A 20,508-nucleotide genomic window follows, 5' to 3' on the forward strand; every position below is an offset into this window, starting at 1 on the left:
TTATGCTTCTACCACTTTACCAACATCTATCGATGAGCCTTATTAACTCATCACGGCAGATGCCCAACTGTTTGGCCTGGGACACGAGATCATCAACCTCGGGCTTAAGCAGCTGAGCACTCGAGGTTGCCTCGCTAGGTTCACGTTTAGCCACCCTAGTCGGTTGACCACGGCGCCTCTCCAACCATCCTTGCTCAACCAACAACTGCACCGCTCTGGAAACTGTCATAGGATTTACCGATAGGTGTTCGGCCATCTGCCGCACCGAAGGCAGCACTTGCTCTGTTTCTAGCTGGCCACCCACGATTAAACGTACAATCTGTTCGCTCAACTGTCGATATATGGGTTCACCACTACTGGGGTTGACATTTATTAGTTCTAACATTAGCCTTTAGGTACTGTATTAATACATTGATACACCGATACAGTGATACAGTGATAATCTATCATAGATTGAGTAATTTTCAAGAAAGGAATAGCCAGCATGCTTCATGGAAAGCTAAATAGGTCTGAGACAAGAGAGGCCATAAATATAATAAAGGGTAAGCCATTAATGACGCTGATCAGCACACTCGTTATCAGCAGCATTATTCTAAGCCTTCCCGCCTTCGCCTCTGCAGATGCCGATAACAGCGTGAATGACACTGAAGCACCAGCTAGCCAGAATGAACAAACCTGTTATCTGGATGGCCTGTCTGAACAACTCAACTGCGGTTTTATCACAGTGCCAGAGAATCCCGCTAAGCCAGATGGAAAGCAGATAGAGATCCACTACGCAGTGCTCCCTGCAATAAAGAGCGATAACCATTCCGAAGCATTTCTTGCCATCGCGGGTGGTCCGGGTCAATCGGCCATAGATAACGCTGCTGGCTTCAGCCATATGTTCAGAAAGATACGTCAGAGTAGGGATATCTTACTCATAGATCAGCGTGGTACCGGCCGTTCCAACATCTTAAGTTGTGAAGGTGATGGCTTCGAAAGTGCCTTAGCCATTAACGAAGCTGATTTCGATGTGGTCACCGAAACTCAAGCTTGCCTGGATGAACTCGACGCCGATGTTACTCAATATGGTAGCCTAAATGCACTGGATGACTTTGAAGCCGTACGCAAGCATCTCGGCTATAAAAAACTAGATGTATATGGCATCTCCTACGGCACTCGCATGGCACAGCTTTATCTACGCCACTATCCAGAAGTGCTGTCCACCGTCACCATCGACGGCGTCGTCCCGATGCAGCAAAGTGTACTGGCCATCGGCGATGCCATCAGCCGCGCCTTCGATTTACTAATTAAAGATTGCAACACTAATAAGCTCTGCGGCGCTCAGTTTCCAAATCTAAAAGCAGACTTAACCCGTGTCGATGCCAAGCTAGCCATTGCGCCTATGGTCAACCAGGTACGAGACCCGCTAACTGGTGAGGCAACACAGCTCACCATGACACAGGCCAAATTTATGGGCGCTATCAGAATGGCCCTGTACATGCCTAATGTTCGTGCGCTTATCCCACACGCAATCAGCGAGGCGGCTAAAGATAACTTCCAACCTATATTAGGTCTCTATGCGCTCACAATTGATAGCACAGGTATCGCCATGGGGATGCATGCCTCGGTTATTTGTGGCGAAGACTGGCAACGCCTCACGGCTACCGAGCGAGACGCAGCCAACCAAACCTACTTTGGCAAGGAGATGGTGACCACATTCGAACAATCCTGCGCCATCTGGAACATGCCAGCCGTGGATAGCGATTTTTCTGCCCCCATAAGCAGCGATATTCCCACCTTAGTGTTATCGGGAGAGTTAGACCCAGCCACGCCGCCGAGTTGGGGAGAGTTAGCCATGGAAAAACTCACTAATGCCAAACACTTTATCGCTCCCTATGCCACCCACGGAGTCGCCCATCAGTCTTGCGGTAACGACCTTATTGCAGAGCTAGTCGATACTGGAAGCGTGCAAGAGTTAGACGGAGAATGTCTGAACAAGGATGTGAGTCGTAACTTCTATCTCAATGCCAGTACCGTCGAGGAAATCCCCGCACCTGAGAATGAACAAGAGCCAATACAAAAGCCAGAGCAAGCAGTAGCCCAAGGAGCGAGCCATGATTAAAGTATCTAACCTATCTAAGCGTATCGGAGAGGTGCAGGCACTGGATGACCTGAGCTTCGAGGCCAAAAATGGCCAAATAACCGGGCTCCTTGGTCCAAACGGTGCGGGCAAGACAACCTGCTTGAGAACCGTTTTCGGTCTACTTCAGGCCGATGCAGGTATCGCCGAAATAGATGGCTTAGACGTGTCTAAATCACCTATCGAAGCCAAACAACAGCTGGGGTTGTTCCCGGATCCTTTCGGACTCTATGAAAGACTAACACCAAGAGAATATGTGAGTTATTTTGCCGAACTCAATGGCTTGTCGAGAACAGAAGCTAAGACTGCCACTGCTAAAGTGCTCACCCAACTACATATGGATGATATTGCCGACCGTCGCTGCAAAGGCTTCTCCCAGGGTCAACGCATGAAAACGGCACTGGCTCAGGCCATAGTCCACCAGCCAACCAACATCATACTCGACGAGCCGACCCGAGGTTTAGATGTGATGAGCACTCGGGTGCTGAGAGATCTGTTAAGAGAGCTCAAGGATCATGGACACTGCGTCTTGTTCTCTAGCCATGTGATGCAAGAAGTGGCCGCACTCTGTGATCAGGTAATTGTAATGGCAGACGGTAAAGTCGTTGCCGTCGGTAGCCCCGATGAGCTGTGTCGCCAGACAGGGAAAGATTCTTTAGAGGACGCGTTTATCCAGCTTATTGGAACCGATGAGGGAATCGCAGCATGATGAACTTGGTAACAAATAATCAGCAGGATGCACACTTTCAATGCCAGCTTATCGGAACCGATGAGGGAATCGCAGCATGATTAACTTGGTAACAAATAATCAACATGGTGCACACTTTCAATGCCAGCTTATCGGAACCGATGAGGGAATCGCAGCATGATGAACTTGGTAACAAATAATCAGCAGGGTGCACACTTTCAATGCCAGCTTATCGGAACTGATGAGGGAATCGCAGCATGATGAGTAAGATAATAACTATGGTTCGCAAGGAACTTATCGATGCCGCCAGAGACAAGCGCTCAGTCATGGCCGGACTCTATTACGCTATTGGTACCCCTCTGTTGATGTGTGGCATGTTTATGCTACTCATAGGCCAGATGTCGAGCCCGAAAGATCTCAACATCAAGATAGAGAATGCCGATAACGCCCCAGATCTCGTCAAGTACCTATCCAGCCAAGGGATCACCCATGGTGATACTCATAGTACTGATGGCGAAGGCGAGCCCTTAGACGTGAAAGATATCCGTCTGGTGATCGGCGAAGATTATGCCACTCAGATGGCTAAAGGCCTGAGTGCCGAAGTCATACTTATAGCCGATAACTCTAACGAGAAGCTGCAAAACTCTATTCGTCGTCTCGAACGTAACCTGCAGACTTATAGCGCCGAGATGGGCAGCTTGCGCTTAATCGCCAGAGGCATAGATCCACGTGTGGTTCAGCCAATTAAGGTGAAAATAGAAGATCAAGCCACACCAGATTCTAAAGGTGGAGTCATCTTAGGTGTCGCCACCATGACCATGATCTACGCGGTCTTTATCTCGGGTATGAACTTGGCCATAGATACCAGTGCCGGTGAGCGGGAGCGAAATTCATTAGCCTTGCTGCTCAGCCATCCTGTATCGACCCGTAGCATAGTGCTTGCTAAGGTCTTTGCCGTTACTGTGTTCGCCATGTTGGGCCTGCTATTAACCCTAATCATCTCCAAAATATCCTATGCCTATGTTCCCTGGCATGAGCTTGGATTTACGGTAAACATAAGCACAGACTTTATCTTGCTCATGTTATTGATTGGATTCCCCATAGCCATGATGGCCGCCAGCCTACAACTCTTTGTCTCTTTTATGGCGAAGAGCTTTAAAGAAGCCCAGTCCTATCTGACCTTAGTACTCATAGTGCCTATGATGTTGTCGATGGCAGCCAGCTACAACATAGCCCCGGATACCCTACAGTGGCTACCTGTCTCCGGACAGCAACAGGCACTGATAGCCTTTATCAAGGGGCGCGAAATCCCCATGTTGCAGCTAGTACTGTCTTCGGTAGTGACCTTAATTATTGCCTTAGGCCTGAGCTTAGGCATGGAAAGATCACTCAAGAGCGAGAAAATAGTCTTCGGTTTGTAGATAAAAATGTGAGCCCGGGGCGTTCATGCACCGGGCTTATACCAATTGGTATTAATCAAAAGGAGAGTAAAAATGGAAAAAGAACTCATCATCATGGTTATCATGATCATATCTATTGCCAGTGTGACATTTACTGAGGGGTTTAAGCAGTACCTCAAGCTTAAGAAGGTGACAAAGGCCGATATAGATCAAGATGAAATAGAGCTGTTACGCAAGCAAAATCGTCATCTGGAAGAGAGAGTGAATACACTTGAAAAAATCGTTACCGACAACAGCTATGATCTCAAACGAGAGATTAATGCGCTCTAGGTTTATCTCCCTCTACACACCAACATTAAAAGCGGCATTTATGCTGAATTTCAGGAACGACCCACCCTGCTGCGAACTCATGAGTTTTAACAGCAGCTGTGGGTATTAAATTTTTCTCTGTATGCTCTAGGGGTGAGACTCGTCAGCTGGATAAACAACTTTCTAAATGAGCTCACATCTTCGTAGCCAACCCGATCTACTATCTGCTCTAGGGCCAGTTCAGTGGTTTCGAGTAAGCGCTTAGCCTCATCGACACGTAAACGCTGCATATAGCTAGCAGGGGTTTCATTGAGCGCCTTCTTGAAGCGCCTGATCATCGTTCGTTTACCCATAGCAAACTTATCGGCAATATCATCGAGCAGGAAACTCTGTCCTATGTGTGCCTGCATCCAGTTTTGGATTTTAGACACCAATTCATCTTTGTGATTATTAACCCCAACAGATAGATCCATAGACATAAAAGGTTGCTGTGAGGTTCTATTAGGGTCTATTAACAGTATCTTGGCCATCTGATGGGCGATCTGTTCACCGACAAGAATACCTATTAGGTGAAGTGCCAGGCTCAGGTTTGAGGTTGTCGCTCCGGCGGTGTGAATATGTTCATCAGAAATAACTAGTTTATCCATACAGAGATTCACATCGGGAAAATTCCTCTCAAACATCTCCCTTAACCACCAAACTGTCGTTGCCCTGCGACCATTGAGCACGCCAGAGGCGGCTAACATCAAGGTACCGGAGCAATAAGCCGCCACGGGTTTTCCACTGGCAGCAAACACTCTCAGGGGCTCGAACAAAGGTTCAAACTCATTGAGGTAGGCTTGAAACTCCTCTCTGCTAGTCACAAAAGCTGACGCCAGAATAACCGCATCGGCTTCCAAAATATCTTCAGGTTTATCAAGACCTATGGCTGGAATTTGAATATGCTGATTGGTATTCACCGGCTGACCATCATATGAAACCACATGGCAATGAAACAGATCTTCTTTTGCATCTGGATTCATACGCCGCCAATAAGCATTGCAGAAACTAAAAACATCGAGAAAACTGATGATACCGCCAGCAACGACATTACCTGCGGCCAATATTGTGATCTTCTTCATCCTGTCTCTCCTCAAGTTCAATTATCACAACAAAGCTATGACCAAAAAATTGTCACTTTTAACCCTTATTTTGTCAATAATGACACTTTAATAAGTTTTGTCTAGTTTTTATACTGAGATCACACTGGGAGGCTTTAAAGGAAGCTTCTATTGAAACCCATAAAGTTTTGCTGGCTCTTAGCATGAACACTAGTCATAAATAGGAGTAGATGATGTCACAATCAAATAAACATCTGGTGATGAGCCTTAGTTATCTAAGTTTAAGTTGGGCACTGCTCTTTTGGCTGCATTTTAGCACTGAGCCCAACATTTTTGCCCACTTAGTCGCGATACCCAGCTTGTTCATGTTTACCGGGTATAGCGCCTATCAGATCATTAAGAAGGGAACCTAGGGAAAATAATACGCTTCCCCTAAGTAGCTAGAAGGCTAGATTTTAAACTGCTGAACCAAAAGCTGCAGCTCCTTTGCCATCTCGGCTAAGCGCTCACTCTCGGTAGAAGTTGAGTTAGCACCTTCGGCAGCTTCTTCAGCAGCATGATTGATATTAACTATATTAGCGTTGATCTCCTCCGATACCGCCGACTGCTCCTCTGCAGCAGTGGCAATCTGAGTGTTCATCTCGGTTATGGTACCGATAGATTGAGTGATCATCTGCAGAGCCTCACCGGCAGATTTAGCATGGCTCACACTGTCATCGGCATACTTTCGGCTATCTGACATAACACTCACAGCTGTTTTCGCGCCGCCTTGCAGTTTCTCGATCATGGCCTGAATCTCTTCTGTAGACTCTTGGGTTCGACTAGCTAATGTACGAACCTCATCTGCGACCACGGCGAACCCTCTTCCCTGCTCACCCGCTCTAGCGGCTTCGATAGCCGCATTTAGCGCTAGCAGATTAGTCTGTTCGGCAATGCCTTTGATGACATCGAGAATGGTGCCAATTTGATTACTGTCATTTTCTAAATTTTGTATCACTTCGGCAGCACTTTCTATCTCAGCAGCTAAACCAACGATAGTATCCACGGTGTTATTGACGACCTGCATTCCCTCTTTCGACTGGTCATCGGTCTGATTGGCGGCATCGGCAGCATCATTGGCATTTTTAGCCACCTCGACAACCGTTGCCGTCATTTCATTCATCGCAGTAGCCACCATATCCAGCTCATGTCTCTGGCTTTGGACCGAAGCGGCTGTTTCTGAGGTAACCTGTGCCATGCCTAGGGCCGATTTAGCCAGTTGCTTCGAGGTATCAGAAACACTATTGATACTGGATTGAAACTTATCCAACATCAGGTTGAACGCTCTTGAAAGTGCAGCGAATTCATCCTTACTGCTAATTTCTATGCGACGGGTCAGGTCTGAATTCCTCTCTATATCATCGATGGACAGGGTCAAGGTGCGTACAGAATGTAAAATACCTCGCGCAACAAAGAAGAGCAGTAAACCACCAAGCACAAAAGAACATATGGTAATTAAGATCAGTTGCTGTTTCATGTCAGACATCGAGGCTATTGCTGCCTGCTGTATATCCTGCCTTGCATCTTCCTCGGCTTTAACTAGCTGTTTGAAACTAGCTCTAGCCTTGTTAGCAAAAGGACTTGCCCCTTTCCGATATGAACTCCACGCCGCCTGTAATACGTCCGAATTACGGTCAACGGATTTGAGCTGTAACATGCGAGCGCGGCCATCTTCTAAGAATGCTTTTGTCGCTTGTTTAGAATTCGTCATCAACTGATTAAGGCCATTTCTGGCTTCCTTATCGGAGACGATCTTTAGAGATGCTTCAAGATTATCGAAATGGCTATAGATATCTCGAATACGCGTGTCTAACAGAGAGTAATTTTTATCGAAGTCATCCCCAAGCATGATACTCCGTGATAGACGAGAGACATAATTCATGTCTCGACTGATAGATAAGATGTACTTTTGACTGTTCACACCCGCTTGATCATATTCATCAAACTTTTCTGCCACAAAATTAGTATTAACGATGACATCAACCAGTATGGTTACCCCAGCCAAGCCAAAAACTAACATCACAGCCATCAACTTACGTTTGATGCTCCATGAAGATAAAAACTCCATCCCACTCTCCTCAACATTTATACCAATTAATATGATTTCAGCCTAATAAAGTATAGGACATGATTTGATCTATAAGGATAAAACAGCGGAGTTGAAACAGGAGAAGCTAAATTATACAAAAACACTAAAAAGTTATGAAAAACTATAAACAAATCAACAAAAAGCCCGACAATAGCCAGGCCTTAAAAATTATTTTTTTAATATGCTTACTTAGCCTTTGGACGGAATGGTTTGATGACCGACTCGTCACATTCCAAGAAAGGTCCATTCATTAAGTCTATGCAATAAGGAATTGCTGGGAACACAGCATCAAGACACTCCCGAATAGATTTTGGCTTGCCTGGCAAGTTTACAATCAAGGTATCGCCGCGCAGACCCGCTGTTTGACGTGAAAGAATCGCGGTCGGTACAAACTTGAGTGACTCGGCGCGCATCAATTCACCAAAACCTGGCATCATACGGTCACAAACAGCTTCCGTCGCCTCTGGGGTTACGTCACGCTTAGCCGGACCGGTGCCGCCGGTAGTGACAATAAGACTACAGTTCTGCTCATCAGCCATCTTAATAAGCGTTGTTGAAATCACATCTTGTTCATCCGGGATCACCTCATAAACAGGTTCCCACTCAGATGTCAGATATTCATTCAATACTTCGATAATCGCTTTACCAGAGAGATCTTCATAGACGCCTGCACTGGCTCTATCACTGACAGTTACAATACCGATTTTAGCTTTAGTCATCTTAAGTCCTACTGGTGGTGTTATCTTCGGCAAGCCTTATCTATGGCACCGAAGCTGGAGATATTAGTTGCATCTAAACTAGCATGATTTGCGCCCAAAAAATGTGGCTTATCGACAAAAATGAGAGCCGATGCTTCGTATATTAACAATCGAAGGCTAGTTAAGTATTTGATTCTGATCAACAGGGCATAAACAACAGGCTTGAACTAAAAGAGCAACACTAAAAAGCAGTGCTATAGGCTTCTGGACAACCAATACTTACGCTTCCAATAACTATTATTCAGAGTGGATATCATCACACCTTGACTAGTCGATGCGTGCAGGAATTTGGAATGACCCAGATAAATGCCAACATGACGAGTCGACCAGCCCGTTTTGAAAAACACCAGATCACCGATTTTCAGATTTCCCTTAGAAACCTTACTTCCAAGGTTTTTCTGATCTGCCGTGGTTCTGGGTAATTTCTTACCTAGAATATCTTTGTAGGCCAAATACACTAAGGCTGAACAGTCGACACCATGCTTGCTCATGCCACCATAACGATATGGAGTTCCCTTCCATTCACTGTGAAACGCCATCAACCGCTGCTTTAATAGCTGTTCCTTAATCTTAACTGAATCTTGACCTGACGTTTTAGTCTTAGTGGTAGCAATATTGGTTGATGTGCCTGCTTCAACTTGTTCCGGCAACTGACTCGAACACCCGGACATAAACAGTAGAAGCAAGATAACTAAGATGAAAATAGGTCTAAACACATCTGTGCCTCAAAGAAAGTATCAAAAAACAAACAAAGAGAAGTAACTTAAAACCATGTTAACACTGCAGACATTAACAGAAAGTGAACTCAGTATTATTCCTTAATATTTCCATCCCAGTGGAGGTAAACCTTAAACCGCTTGTCCCGCTGCGACACCCGATGACCATGCCCACTGGAAGTTAAATCCACCTAACCAGCCGCTGACATCCATCACTTCACCGATAAAGAACAGCCCAGGTACAGACTTAGCTTCCATGCTTTTCGACGACAGCTCATTTGTGTCTACGCCACCGAGTGTGACCTCAGCGGTACGATAACCTTCAGTGCCATTCATCAAAATTTCCCAGGACTCAAGATCTACTGCAAGTTGTTCCAGCTCTTTATGGACCAGCTGATTCATCACCTTGTTGAGCAGGGCTTCATCAAATAGGGCTTCGACCAGACGTTTAGGCAACCAATGACTCAGAGTATTCCTCAAATTTTGCTTTGGATGATTGGCCAGCACTAGCTCGATTGCGGCTCTGGCATCGATACCAGGAAGCAGATTAATACTAATACTTTCACCTGGCTTCCAAAAGTTTGATATCTGAAGAATTGCAGGACCTGAAAGACCGCGGTGAGTGAAGAGTAATGCTTCACTGAACTGGGTACCATCTTTTGCCGTTATGGTACTGGGGACAGCTATGCCAGATAGCGGTTCAAACTTTAGTTTCTGCTCGGGCTGCCAGGTAAAAGGTACCAGGCCAGCGTAGGTAGGCAATACCTTTAAACCAAATTGCTCGGCAAGATGATAACCCAATGGGCTGGCACCTAGCTTAGGCATCGAGAGTCCACCTGTGGCTATCACTAAAGAATCGCAGCTGTAGATCTGTTGGTCAGTCGCTATTTCAAATTTTCCCGAATCGCCTTGAGTGATTTTACCAATCTCGGTGCGCAGTTTTATCTTGGCACCAGACCATTCACACTCGGTCTGAAGCATGGTAACAATTTCTTTGGCTGAGTCATTACAAAACAGCTGACCGTGATCCCGCTCGTGGTACTCGATACCATGACGCTCGACCAGCTCGATAAAATCGCTGCTGCGATATCTTGCCAGAGCTGACTTTACAAAATGTCCATTGCCACAGATGAAGTTATTCGGCTCAACTTTCTGGTTAGTGAAATTACATCGTCCACCACCGCTGATAAGAATCTTCTTCCCCGCCTGCTTTGCTGCATCCAGTACCAACACATCACGCCCACGGTAACCCGCTGTAGCGGCGCACATCAGGCCTGCGGCGCCCGCACCGATAATAATGACGTCATGATGTTTCACTCAATTCCCCTCAACTAGCCACGCAGCTTTACTGAAATATAACCAAAAAAATAAGGGCGCTATTTTAGCACCCTTTATTCATTTACCGGAGTTAAAGATAGACGTTATTCGTTATCTTGAGTCTCAGATTTTTTCTCTCTGGCTAGCAAGGTTACGGCAGCCTCATGGGGCGTACCGCCCTCATAGAGCACACGATACACCTGCTCGGTGATCGGCATCTCAACACCAAGTCGCTTAGCTAGAGCATAGACTTCTTTGGTATTACGGTAACCTTCAACCACCTGACCAATCTCTTTCTGAGCCTCTTCGACACCTTGACCCCGGCCTAAAGCCAGCCCGAAGCGACGGTTACGAGATTGGTTATCTGTACAGGTAAGTACCAGATCACCTAAGCCTGCCATGCCCATGAAGGTACTAGCTTGGGCACCAATAGCCTCACCTAGACGAGATAATTCGACCAGACCTCGAGTGATCAATGCCGTTCTGGCATTGGCACCAAAGCCGATACCATCCGACATGCCGGCGCTGATGGCGATAACATTTTTAACGGCGCCACCGAGTTGCAAGCCAATGAAATCATCGTTGGCGTAAACACGTAGCCGCTTAGGGCTGTGTAATAGCTCGACTAAGTCTTGAGTAAATCCATCATCGGTTCCGGCAACTGAGATAGCTGTCGGCATACCTGCCGCTAGCTCTTTAGCAAAAGTAGGCCCGGAAAGTACGGCTAAAGGATATTTATCGCCCAACACATCTCCGGCAACCTCTTGTAGTAGACGTCCGGTCTCAGGCTCAAGCCCTTTTGTCGCCCAGACGATACGTGAGTCTTCACGCAGCAGAGGCTTAGCTTGACTCAACACCATGCCAAAGACATGACTGGGAACCACGACCAATATATTATTCGATGCAGCTAGCGCAGTAGCCAAATCGGCTTCAGGAATAAGCAGGTCGGGAAGGGAGATCCCAGGGAGAAATGCCTCATTAGCGCGGTCACGCTTGAGGTTCTCGATACTCTCAGGGTCGTGACCCCATAACAGAGTTCGATGGCCGTTACTGGCTAAAGAAATAGCAAGGGCGGTGCCATAAGACCCCGCCCCCAGTACCGTAATATCGGCAGTATTTTTCATATAACTACTCAGATTTATGCCACTTTATTCGATAATAACATCCGAACAAAGTGGTCGCTATCTGAGCAGCGACTGAAAATGCTGAACAGATACGTTCAGTTTTTAATTACGCGCTTGCTTCTTCAGTTTTTGAAGCTTCTTCTGCACCTGCTTGACGCTGGTTAACGTACTGAGCAAAAAGCGCATCGAAATTAACTGGTGCTAGGTTTAGTTGTGGGAAAGTACCACGAGAAACCAGGCTACCCACTGCTTCACGAGCATATGGGAATAGGATGTTAGGACAGTATGCACCTAGTGAGTGAGCAAGTTGCTGCTCAGTCAGGCCATTGATTGCGAAGATACCAGCTTGCTGTACTTCACAAAGGAATGCAGTTTCATCACCGTTTTTAGCAGTAACAGTCAGAGACAGGACAACTTCAAAAACGTTGTCAGCTAGCTTAGCGCTACGAGTATCAAGATCTAGCTTAACTTCAGGGTTCCACTCTTTCTGGAAAACAGCAGGGCTGTTTGGAGTTTCGAAAGAGATATCCTTGGTGTATACACGTTGGATGTTGAATTGAGGATCTTGTTGTTCGTTATTTGCTACTTCAGCCATAATATTTACCTATCCAATTTATTAGGCTTCAAAATTGAAGCCAATTTAAGGGCTTTTGTTACTTGAGACCTGTAACTCGCTCTCAAACACCATCCCGGGTTATTGTTATTTCTTACTTTTCGTTACTGGCAGATTACTTGACTGCCATTCACCCATGCCGCCTTTGAGGTTATGTACAGATTCAAAACCTGCTTTAACCATCAATTGCGAGGCTTGTGATGACACCATACCTGCGTTGCATACCATTATAATGGGACTTGCTTTAAACTTTTCAAGGGCTGAAAGTTGATTATTTTTAATTTCAGATAAAGGCACATTCAAAGCATCGACAATATGACCCTTCTTAAACTCTGCTTTTTCCCTTACGTCTATAACTTTAGCGTCTTGCTTATTGATCAATAACGTCGCCTGTTGGTGATCGATTGTAGAGACTTTAGAGATGCTGGATTTGAAAACGCTGACGATAAGACCAATAAAAAGACCTATCCAGGCTAAGCTCAGCATAGGGTTCGCTTTCAAAAATTCAATATATTCTTGCATGGTGATCTGCCTACTTCTAAGGGCTGGAAATACAATTAGGGCACAGAGTATACCACTGCGATAGGAGATTGCAGCATCTTGTTGAAGGACAAAAAGTCTGTGAATAAAGAGTGTTAATAAGATAGATGCAAACTCGATTATATCAATCTAGGTAAATTCCTTTTTCAACTAGGCCGTACGTAGTAATATTTATCCAATTTCTGTTTTCAACTTTATCTTTCAAACTTAAAAAGGTACCACCATGACGACACGCAAACGCCCCTTGGCATTGCTGATCCTCGATGGCTGGGGTTACCGCGAAAACACGCAAAAAAATGCTGTTTTCCATGCTAAAACCCCGGTTTTGGATCGACTCAATGCCCAATATCCTAACAATCTAATTTCTGCTTCAGGTTTAGATGTGGGACTACCCGATGGACAAATGGGTAATTCTGAAGTTGGCCATATCAACATCGGCTCTGGACGTATTGTTTATCAAGAGCTTACTCGAATAGGTAAGGCGATTGATGATGGTGAGTTTCAGCAAAACCCAGCTCTACTAGAAGCCATAGATCTTGCTATCGCCAAAGAGGGCGCGGTACACATAATGGGACTATTGTCTCCCGGCGGTGTACATAGCCATGAGAATCATATCGAGGCCATGTGCCGTCTGGCAGTTGAACGCGGTGCTAAGCAAGTATATTTGCACGCGTTCCTCGATGGCCGTGACACTCCGCCACGCAGCGCGAAATCTAGCTTGGCTCATTTTGATGATCTATTTACTAGATTAGGTACCGGCCGGATCGCTTCAGTGATAGGCCGTTATTACGCAATGGATCGTGATAATCGCTGGGACCGTGTGACTTTAGCCTATGACTTGATCACTCAAGGCGAATCTCTGCATCAATACACCAATGCAGTCGACGCACTGGAAGCAGCTTATGAACGTGATGAAAACGATGAGTTTGTTGCAAGTTCGGCGATAACAGACGGGCAAGGTAATGTCGCTAAACTCAGCGATAACGATTCACTAATCTTCATGAATTTCCGTGCAGACCGTGCACGTCAGATCACCCGCAGCTTCGTCGATCCAGATTTCGATGGTTTCCAGCGCAAGGTGACAACAAAAGCACACTTCGTGATGTTGACTCAATATGCTGCCGATATCCCGGCAGTGATAGCCTATCCGGCGACAGAATTAGTCAATACCTTAGGTGAAGTCTTGCAGAGCCGAGATAAAACACAACTACGCATCTCTGAGACAGAGAAATATGCCCATGTGACTTTCTTCTTTAATGGCGGTAAAGAGCAACCATTCAAGGGAGAGGATAGAATACTTATTCAGTCACCTAAGGTAGCTACCTATGATCTGCAACCTGAAATGAGCTCACCCGAGCTGACAGACAAGTTAGTCGCGGCCATCGAGTCTACTGACTATGATGTCATCATCTGTAACTATCCAAACGGAGACATGGTTGGCCATACGGGGAGCTTCGAGGCCGCAGTTAAAGCCTGTGAGGCAGTCGATACCAGTATCGGTCGCGTTGTTGAGGCCTTAGCTAACGTGGGAGGAGAGTGTTTAATCACAGCCGATCACGGCAACGCTGAACAGATGACAGACGAGAAAACCGGCCAGGCACACACGGCTCATACTAGTGAACCCGTACCTTTGATCTATGTTGGACGTGATGCAAGTATCGAAGACGGCGGTCGCTTGAGCGATCTTGCTCCAACCATGTTAACCTTGATGGGAGATACAGTGCCATCAGAGATGACCGGGCGCTCCATAATAAAAATCAAAGAGTAACCACTGACACGTGAATATTCGTTTTTTCAGTAAAGCCAGCATTTTTGCTGGCTTTATCATGCTTTCAACACCACTGCTTGCCTCTGACCTGCAGCAGCGTCAATCCGATCTTAAAGCACTGCAATCACAGATAAGTAAGCAAGCATCGGATTTAAAAAATACCTCTAAACAGCGAGAGAAGCTAATCTCATTGCTGAAGCAAGACGAGAAAGCGATCGCCTCGGCGGCGAGAAAGGTCAATGAAACTAAGACTTCACTATCTACAACAGATAAGAAGCTAGCAGAATTAGATAAACGCCAAAACAAGCTGGATACGCTTAAGAAAACCCAGCAGGAAACATTAGCCAATCAATTAGCCAGTGCCTATTTAGCAGGTAATCATGACTATAGTAAGATGCTACTCAACCAACAGAGTCCCGCAAGCATCGAACGTCTACTCGCCTACTATCAATACTTGAACAATGCCCGCATGGCATCAATCAATGAGCTAAAGCAGACCATTGAAGAGCTCAATGATATTCAAATTGAACAAATAGCCCAGAAAACCCAGCTAAATAAACTCATCCTCAACCAACAGCAGCAAGCGAAACAGCTCAATCAGGAACAAAGCCAAAGACAAAAAACCCTGACGCAACTACAGAGAACTCTCAATAGCAGTGGCGCCAGGCTTGAGCAGCTACAGATAGAGGAAGCCAGCCTCAAACATGTTGTCGAGCAGGCTATAGTAGCCATGAAAAGTAATCCAAAGATGGAAGGCTTATCCCGTAGCAGAAAGCTGACATGGCCGACTAAGGGCCGTATTAAGTCGGGATTCGGCAGCCGTAGATCGGGTCAAGTAAAATGGAAAGGCGTCACTCTCTCGGCTCCTGAAGGTCAGAAAATAACGGCTATTGCACAAGGTAAGGTCATCTATGCCGATTGGTTACGCGGCTTCGGTATGGTGCTCGTGGTCGATCATGGTAAAGGCTACATGAGCCTCTATGGCCATGCTCAAACACTATTAAAAAATGCCGGAGACTCTGTAAATAAAGGAGAATCTATCGCATTAGTCGGTCGCTCGGGTGGACAGACTGAGCCTGGCCTATACTTTGAGGTAAGGCATAAAGGGCAAGCGGTCGACCCGGCGAGATATTGTAAACGCTAGGAAAGATACAGCCCTTAAATATAGGGGCTGGCATGTCAAAATATATTCGCTACCTTTGTTGTATTCTCGTTGGTCTAGGGCTTGGATTATCCGTTACCCTGTCTGGACAAGAAAACGCTGAACAATATCACCATAGTCTCAACTATCCACTCCTACTCGACGTTATTGATACAGTTGAGGCTTACTACGTCACAGAATTAAGCCAGGATGAGCTTATTTCTGCAGCAATCGAAGGGATTTTTGCTAAGTTGGACCCTTATTCCAACTTTCTCGATAAACAAGAATTCTCAAATATCAGAGATGCCAACAAAGGGGAGTATTTTGGTTTTGGCATAGAAATAGCCACCGAAGATGACAAAATAACCATAATTACTCCCTTTGCCGGCTCGCCCGCCGAACGTGCAGGTATAAGAGCGGGCGATCGAATAGTAAAACTCAATAATCATAAAGTCGACTTCAACAAGTTAGATGACCTGCTAAAAGAAATAAAAAATCATAGCCAAAATAATCAATCGATTGTACTCACGCTAGCTCACTCAAATATGAAAACCGTCTATGAAGTTACGCTTATGCCTAGCCTGATCTCAGTCCAGTCAGTCACAGCTGAATTACTAAAAGATAATATTGGCTATATCAAACTTGCCAGCTTTCAAGACAACTCTACCGAAGAAATGGTCAAGCAACTCACTCTGTGGCAGCCACTTAAACTCAAAGGACTAATATTAGATCTGAGGAATAACCCTGGAGGTCTACTGGACCAAGCCATAAATATTGCCGACATTTTTCTTGAAAAAGGAAGAATAGTCTCAACCGAGGGACGATTCTTCGATGCAAACTCAGATTACTATGCCTCACCTCAGACCATGCTTCTGGATATCCCCATGACGGTACTGATTAACAAAGGGTCGGCTTCCGCCTCAGAAGTGCTTGCAGCAGCTTTACAAGATAACAAGAGAGCCAAACTAATAGGCGAGACGAGCTACGGTAAGGGAACCGTACAGAGCTTAATTCCAACATTGATGGAAGGGAATGCAATAAAGCTAACTATCGCCAAATATACCACCCCTAATGGTAGAGATATCAATAGCAAAGGTATTGAGCCAGATATAAAACTTCAATTAGATACTGTCACAAATGAACAAACTATGCCTATAATCGACCAGACTAATGTCCATGATAAAATTGAAAATAATAAGGCTGAAGCAGATCTAATACTGGATTCAGCAATTACATGGATAAAAACTAATTCTTAACGCCTTTTGCTCTTAGTGTAAAAGGTATGGAAAATACCTAACACAGTGCGCTTCTTAATTTTTTGTTTTGCTTCATTTTTTTCAGGTAGCTATGTAAATGCCGCTCAAGTTGCGATCATCATTGACGATATTGGATATCGTCAATCCGATGAAGCCGTACTGACCTTACCCGATAATATTACCCTCTCAGTCCTGCCGCACACCCCTCTCGGCAGTTCCGTTGCGCATATTGCACACCAAAGAGGCTATGAAGTAATGTTACATCTGCCTATGCAGTCACTCAATGGCAAGAAACTTGGGCCGGGAGGGATCACCAATGACATGAGTGAAACAGATGTAAAGCAGATCATAAACCAAGCTTTCGAGAGCGTCCCCTTCGCTAAGGGGGCTAACAATCATATGGGAAGTTTATTGACCCAACTGGATGAGCCTATGCTATGGGTAATGGAAAGTTTAAAACAGAAACAGCTCTACTTTGTCGATAGTATGACAACACGTTTCACTAAGGCTGGTAGTACAGCTGACAAACTAGGGATCCCACAATTAAAGCGACAGGTATTTTTAGATAATGACGTCTCACAAGCCGCTTTAGAGCAACAATTTGAACGTATTATCGCCTTGGCACATAGACAAGGCCAAGTCGTTGCCATAGCGCACCCCTACCCTGAAACCATAGAATATTTACAACACAATCTCCCACGGCTACAACAGGCAGGCATTAGCCTGGTTAAAACCTCAGAACTTCTCCCTTATAGACTCGCAGTAAGTAAAAAGCAGGAGAAGGCGGGCAAAGACGCTACCATCAGATTGAAGTAGCGACAGATATCGCTCTAAAGGCTAACTCTAAGAGCTGATTCTAGGAATAAAATTTAAGAACTGAGTTCAAGTATAGGAATAGATAATTCAGGAAGAAGGTTAATCAACTCCTTATTATTACTTACTATATCCGACAAAGAGTATTGATCTAATACCGTTAAATAAGCCGTAACAGCCTCAGCCAATACACCTCTCAACTGACAGGAAGGCGTTAAGCGGCAGTATGGTTTACTGCAATCAATAGGAGCCAGAGAGTTTTCTAGTACTCTCACTAATTGACCTATATTGATCTCTTTGGGTGACTTACCTAAACGAAAGCCACCACTCTTACCTCGAATAGTTTCTAAATATCCCAGCTTACCTAAATGATGAACTATCTTGGAGACATGGTTAGGTGATAAATCAAAGACCTGAGTTATCTCAGAAATTCGAAATAGCGTCTCTCTGTCAGGCTGAATAGCTAAATACATTAAGGTACGAATACCAAAATCTGTATAACGAGTTAACTGCATTAGGCACCTTAAAAAGTTAGTCTAACTGGTTTGAGCCTCTAAAAAAGAGAGCAAATGAAGAGCTTCAGCGTTAGTACTGCCACAAACATCAATTGTTGCTGAAAAAGAACTGCAAACTTCGGGGCGATCTTTCATCCCAAAAATCATGCATAAATTGTCATCGGATAACTGGATACACCGCTCACCTGCTGGCTTGCCTTCAGGCATTCCAGGGATGGGACTCGTGATCGATGGGGCTATACAGCACGCTCCACACCCAAGTCGACAATTCATAAGATCTTCTCTTTTAACACATTATACCTATTATTGAGTAGCATGATAACCGCAATGAGCACAGCATCTTCTAATAAAGCTAATTCATTTAGACTAGTTTACTCTTTTTGTAACCCTCCCGTCTTTGATTCACAACAAAAGCAACTCATAGGTAGGAAGAATAAAGCTAGAAGAGGATAAGCTCGGAGTGGATGTTGTTAGACGGGACGGCCGTGACACATATAAGTACTAAAAATTAGACCTAATACCAATCAGTAATGAGTTGTGATCTAATATGGTCACCATCAATAACTCGTACCTTGCTTTGAAAAACTACACAGCAGAAGAGATCTTGGCTTTATCTAGAGCTGAAAAAGATCCCCGTAAACGTATCCGATTACTGGCAGTATCTCTATTTTTAGAAGGTCATAATCGAACGGAAGTTACCAAGAGACTTAAAGTAGCCCGTGCCAGTGTAAATGCATGGGTCTCAAAGTATCTTACTTACGGGCTCAAGGGGTTGGACGCCAAAAGAAATAAAGGGCGAGATAGCTACCTCACTACAAAGCAAAAGCAACAATTAATTGAATATATAGAAGCACAAAGCATGAGAGCTTCTGGAGGTCGGTTGACAGGGGATGCGATCTTAAAATATATTCAGCTGCATTTTAATGTTGATTACCATCCGAATGCAATTTATAAGCTACTGGATACGTTGAACTTTAGCTGGATAACCAGTCGTTCTATGCACCCAAAGCAATCAGCTGAAGCCCAAATGGCTTTTAAAAAAGTTCCAACTGGAAACGATCCTTAACATTCCTGGTAGTGTAGGCCTTGATCGGGTCGACATTTGGTTTCAGGATGAAGCTCGTTTTGGACAACAAAACAGCACGACACGCTTATGGGCAAGAAAAGGGTCACGTCCAAGAGCTGTTCGTCAGCAGCAATTTGAGTATGTTCATTTCTTTGGTGCAGTTTGTCCTGAAACTGGAGAAACAGAGGCAATAATTGCTCCCTATTTAAGTAAAGACATCATGCGTCAGCACCTATCGCTGATAGCCAAAAGAACTAAGCCTAGTCGGCACGCTGTAGTTGTAATGGATGGTGCTGGTTGGCATACCAATGATATAGCTGATGAGTTTATCAACCTCAGCATTATAAAATTACCCCCGTACTCACCAGAGCTAAACCCTGTAGAGCAAGTTTGGAGTTGGTTACGGCAACGTCATCTAGCTAATCGCAGCTTTAAAGGATACGAAGATATAGTCGATTCCTGTTCGATTGCCTGGAATAGCTTCATTAGTGATACAAAAAGAGTGATGTCACTATGTCGTAGGGATTGGGCAATTATGACTTAATGTTAAGATGGAATGGTATAACATATTGCTGTTAGGGCTTTTCGTAATGTTGGCGGAGCGGACGGGACTCGAACCCGTGTGCCTTCGGCACGCGTGACAGGCCACTTTCTATTCAAAAGAAGCTAACCAACTGAACTACCGCTCATTTGGTTCTTATCCGCTGTAACGAAAAAAGCCTCTACATTTCTGTAGAGGCTTTCGTCTTTGTGTTGGCGGAGCGGACGGGACTCGAACCCGCGACCCCCGGCGTGACAGGCCGGTATTCTAACCAACTGAACTACCGCTCCTTTAGTAAAGTGCTTGCGCATATTACTAAATTCTTTATAGTCTCTGATTTGTCACTATCAGTAGACTTTGACTTCACTTTCTAGAAAGTGGAAATCAAAATAGACGCCTGGAAATGACCTACTCTCACATGGGGAGACCCCACACTACCATCGGCGCAATTGTGTTTCACTTCTGAGTTCGAGATGGGATCAGGTGGGGCCACAATGCTATGGTTTCCAGACTAATTTGGCGATTACTTTCAGCTTTTAAAAAAAGCTAAAGGTAAAAGAATTTAGAAAGCTAACTGCTGTCACGACTCTGCT

The 20,508-nt window shown here is 45.0% G+C and carries 21 protein-coding genes, 1 tRNA gene and 1 rRNA gene; 10 read left to right on the forward strand and 13 right to left on the reverse strand.

Annotated features, from left to right (window positions below):
- Positions 1–16 precede the first annotated feature (16 nt).
- Entirely contained in the window at positions 17–385 is a 369-nt protein-coding gene (locus sps_RS27615; protein WP_077755446.1) for a GntR family transcriptional regulator, read from the reverse strand.
- Between the two features lie 99 nt (positions 386–484).
- Between sps_RS27615 and sps_RS27620 the strand changes: the two genes are divergently transcribed.
- The 4 genes from sps_RS27620 (at position 485) to sps_RS27635 (ending at position 4,540) form a co-directional block, all read left to right on the forward strand.
- Entirely contained in the window at positions 485–2,104 is a 1,620-nt protein-coding gene (locus sps_RS27620; RefSeq protein WP_077755447.1) for an alpha/beta fold hydrolase, read from the forward strand.
- A complete protein-coding gene (locus tag sps_RS27625; RefSeq protein WP_077755448.1) occupies positions 2,097–2,831 on the forward strand; it encodes an ABC transporter ATP-binding protein in 735 nt (244 codons plus the stop codon). Before sps_RS27620 ends, sps_RS27625 begins: the two co-directional genes overlap by 8 nt.
- 239 nt (positions 2,832–3,070) lie before the next feature.
- Entirely contained in the window at positions 3,071–4,231 is a 1,161-nt protein-coding gene (locus tag sps_RS27630) for an ABC transporter permease (RefSeq protein ID WP_077755893.1), read from the forward strand.
- Between the two features lie 72 nt (positions 4,232–4,303).
- Positions 4,304–4,540 carry a hypothetical protein gene (locus sps_RS27635; protein ID WP_077755449.1) on the forward strand — a complete coding sequence of 79 codons (237 nt, stop codon included), beginning with the start codon at positions 4,304–4,306 and terminating at the stop codon, positions 4,538–4,540.
- Between the two features lie 86 nt (positions 4,541–4,626).
- Here sps_RS27635 and sps_RS27640 read toward each other — a convergent pair whose 3' ends face one another.
- Positions 4,627–5,640, reverse strand: coding sequence for a GlxA family transcriptional regulator (locus sps_RS27640; protein WP_077755450.1), 1,014 nt, complete (start codon positions 5,638–5,640; stop codon positions 4,627–4,629).
- Positions 5,641–5,849: 209 nt separating this feature from the next.
- Between sps_RS27640 and sps_RS27645 the strand changes: the two genes are divergently transcribed.
- Positions 5,850–6,032: a hypothetical protein gene (locus sps_RS27645; RefSeq protein ID WP_418346697.1), complete on the forward strand. Its 183-nt coding sequence runs from the start codon at positions 5,850–5,852 to the stop codon at positions 6,030–6,032.
- Between the two features lie 35 nt (positions 6,033–6,067).
- On the opposite strand, the gene sps_RS27650 is transcribed toward sps_RS27645, so the two are convergent.
- From sps_RS27650 to sps_RS27680, 7 genes are all read right to left on the reverse strand, one after another.
- Positions 6,068–7,726, reverse strand: a complete 1,659-nt coding sequence (locus sps_RS27650) for a methyl-accepting chemotaxis protein (RefSeq protein ID WP_077755452.1) — start codon at positions 7,724–7,726, stop codon at positions 6,068–6,070.
- Between the two features lie 206 nt (positions 7,727–7,932).
- A complete protein-coding gene (gene mog / locus sps_RS27655) occupies positions 7,933–8,466 on the reverse strand; it encodes a molybdopterin adenylyltransferase (protein WP_077755453.1) in 534 nt (177 codons plus the stop codon).
- A gap of 233 nt (positions 8,467–8,699) precedes the next feature.
- Entirely contained in the window at positions 8,700–9,221 is a 522-nt protein-coding gene (locus sps_RS27660; RefSeq protein WP_237157964.1) for an NlpC/P60 family protein, read from the reverse strand.
- 132 nt (positions 9,222–9,353) lie between these two features.
- Positions 9,354–10,538: a BaiN/RdsA family NAD(P)/FAD-dependent oxidoreductase gene (locus sps_RS27665; protein WP_077755454.1), complete on the reverse strand. Its 1,185-nt coding sequence runs from the start codon at positions 10,536–10,538 to the stop codon at positions 9,354–9,356.
- A gap of 104 nt (positions 10,539–10,642) precedes the next feature.
- Entirely contained in the window at positions 10,643–11,662 is a 1,020-nt protein-coding gene (gene gpsA / locus sps_RS27670) for an NAD(P)H-dependent glycerol-3-phosphate dehydrogenase (protein ID WP_077755455.1), read from the reverse strand.
- A 106-nt stretch (positions 11,663–11,768) separates the two neighbouring features.
- Entirely contained in the window at positions 11,769–12,257 is a 489-nt protein-coding gene (gene secB, locus sps_RS27675; RefSeq protein ID WP_077755456.1) for a protein-export chaperone SecB, read from the reverse strand.
- A gap of 105 nt (positions 12,258–12,362) precedes the next feature.
- Complete coding sequence (locus tag sps_RS27680; RefSeq protein ID WP_077755457.1) at positions 12,363–12,797, reverse strand: rhodanese-like domain-containing protein; 435 nt, start codon at positions 12,795–12,797, stop codon at positions 12,363–12,365.
- Positions 12,798–13,038: 241 nt separating this feature from the next.
- On the opposite strand from sps_RS27680, the gene gpmM reads away from it, so the two are divergent.
- From gpmM to sps_RS27700, 4 genes are read left to right on the forward strand one after another with little or no spacing between them, the layout of a single operon-like run.
- Positions 13,039–14,583, forward strand: coding sequence for a 2,3-bisphosphoglycerate-independent phosphoglycerate mutase (gene gpmM, locus sps_RS27685; RefSeq protein ID WP_077755458.1), 1,545 nt, complete (start codon positions 13,039–13,041; stop codon positions 14,581–14,583).
- A 58-nt stretch (positions 14,584–14,641) separates the two neighbouring features.
- The gene (locus tag sps_RS27690; RefSeq protein WP_179948439.1) at positions 14,642–15,727 is read left to right on the forward strand and encodes a murein hydrolase activator EnvC family protein; all 1,086 of its coding nucleotides are present in this window, start codon (positions 14,642–14,644) and stop codon (positions 15,725–15,727) included.
- 32 nt (positions 15,728–15,759) lie between these two features.
- Positions 15,760–16,980 (forward strand): S41 family peptidase, encoded by a 1,221-nt coding sequence (locus tag sps_RS27695; RefSeq protein WP_077755460.1) that lies wholly within the window; start codon positions 15,760–15,762, stop codon positions 16,978–16,980.
- 45 nt (positions 16,981–17,025) lie between these two features.
- Positions 17,026–17,796, forward strand: coding sequence for a divergent polysaccharide deacetylase family protein (locus tag sps_RS27700; protein WP_077755461.1), 771 nt, complete (start codon positions 17,026–17,028; stop codon positions 17,794–17,796).
- Positions 17,797–17,849: 53 nt separating this feature from the next.
- Here the strand turns inward: sps_RS27700 and sps_RS27705 are convergent, their stop codons facing one another.
- Both sps_RS27705 and sps_RS27710 read right to left on the reverse strand, forming a co-directional pair.
- Positions 17,850–18,308, reverse strand: a complete 459-nt coding sequence (locus sps_RS27705) for an Rrf2 family transcriptional regulator (RefSeq protein ID WP_077755462.1) — start codon at positions 18,306–18,308, stop codon at positions 17,850–17,852.
- A 21-nt stretch (positions 18,309–18,329) separates the two neighbouring features.
- Positions 18,330–18,581: a YkgJ family cysteine cluster protein gene (locus sps_RS27710; RefSeq protein ID WP_077755463.1), complete on the reverse strand. Its 252-nt coding sequence runs from the start codon at positions 18,579–18,581 to the stop codon at positions 18,330–18,332.
- A 274-nt stretch (positions 18,582–18,855) separates the two neighbouring features.
- On the opposite strand from sps_RS27710, the gene sps_RS27715 reads away from it, so the two are divergent.
- A protein-coding gene (locus tag sps_RS27715; RefSeq protein WP_418346698.1) for an IS630 family transposase occupies positions 18,856–19,918 on the forward strand; the annotation gives its coding sequence in 2 pieces (ribosomal slippage) (positions 18,856–19,344 and positions 19,346–19,918; 1,062 coding nt in all).
- A gap of 210 nt (positions 19,919–20,128) precedes the next feature.
- On the opposite strand, the gene sps_RS27725 is transcribed toward sps_RS27715, so the two are convergent.
- Positions 20,129–20,205: transfer RNA gene (locus tag sps_RS27725), tRNA-Asp, on the reverse strand.
- A gap of 105 nt (positions 20,206–20,310) precedes the next feature.
- A 5S ribosomal RNA gene (gene rrf / locus sps_RS27730) occupies positions 20,311–20,426 on the reverse strand.
- Positions 20,427–20,508 lie beyond the last annotated feature (82 nt).

It is taken from the genome of Shewanella psychrophila, from assembly GCF_002005305.1.
In the GTDB taxonomy this organism is placed as follows: Bacteria; Pseudomonadota; Gammaproteobacteria; order Enterobacterales; family Shewanellaceae; genus Shewanella; species Shewanella psychrophila.

What these genes read in the sequence shown, in the direction of transcription:
- sps_RS27615 (WP_077755446.1), bottom strand. Translation starts at nt 385, where the DNA reads ATGTTAGAACTAATAAATGTCAACCCCAGTAGTGGTGAACCCATATAT.
- sps_RS27620 (WP_077755447.1), top strand. Translation starts at nt 485, where the DNA reads ATGCTTCATGGAAAGCTAAATAGGTCTGAGACAAGAGAGGCCATAAAT.
- sps_RS27625 (WP_077755448.1), top strand. Translation starts at nt 2,097, where the DNA reads ATGATTAAAGTATCTAACCTATCTAAGCGTATCGGAGAGGTGCAGGCA.
- sps_RS27630 (WP_077755893.1), top strand. Translation starts at nt 3,071, where the DNA reads ATGAGTAAGATAATAACTATGGTTCGCAAGGAACTTATCGATGCCGCC.
- sps_RS27635 (WP_077755449.1), top strand. Translation starts at nt 4,304, where the DNA reads ATGGAAAAAGAACTCATCATCATGGTTATCATGATCATATCTATTGCC.
- sps_RS27640 (WP_077755450.1), bottom strand. Translation starts at nt 5,640, where the DNA reads ATGAAGAAGATCACAATATTGGCCGCAGGTAATGTCGTTGCTGGCGGT.
- sps_RS27645 (WP_418346697.1), top strand. Translation starts at nt 5,850, where the DNA reads ATGATGTCACAATCAAATAAACATCTGGTGATGAGCCTTAGTTATCTA.
- sps_RS27650 (WP_077755452.1), bottom strand. Translation starts at nt 7,726, where the DNA reads ATGGAGTTTTTATCTTCATGGAGCATCAAACGTAAGTTGATGGCTGTG.
- mog (WP_077755453.1), bottom strand. Translation starts at nt 8,466, where the DNA reads ATGACTAAAGCTAAAATCGGTATTGTAACTGTCAGTGATAGAGCCAGT.
- gpsA (WP_077755455.1), bottom strand. Translation starts at nt 11,662, where the DNA reads ATGAAAAATACTGCCGATATTACGGTACTGGGGGCGGGGTCTTATGGC.
- secB (WP_077755456.1), bottom strand. Translation starts at nt 12,257, where the DNA reads ATGGCTGAAGTAGCAAATAACGAACAACAAGATCCTCAATTCAACATC.
- sps_RS27680 (WP_077755457.1), bottom strand. Translation starts at nt 12,797, where the DNA reads ATGCAAGAATATATTGAATTTTTGAAAGCGAACCCTATGCTGAGCTTA.
- gpmM (WP_077755458.1), top strand. Translation starts at nt 13,039, where the DNA reads ATGACGACACGCAAACGCCCCTTGGCATTGCTGATCCTCGATGGCTGG.
- sps_RS27690 (WP_179948439.1), top strand. Translation starts at nt 14,642, where the DNA reads ATGCTTTCAACACCACTGCTTGCCTCTGACCTGCAGCAGCGTCAATCC.
- sps_RS27695 (WP_077755460.1), top strand. Translation starts at nt 15,760, where the DNA reads ATGTCAAAATATATTCGCTACCTTTGTTGTATTCTCGTTGGTCTAGGG.
- sps_RS27705 (WP_077755462.1), bottom strand. Translation starts at nt 18,308, where the DNA reads ATGCAGTTAACTCGTTATACAGATTTTGGTATTCGTACCTTAATGTAT.
- sps_RS27710 (WP_077755463.1), bottom strand. Translation starts at nt 18,581, where the DNA reads ATGAATTGTCGACTTGGGTGTGGAGCGTGCTGTATAGCCCCATCGATC.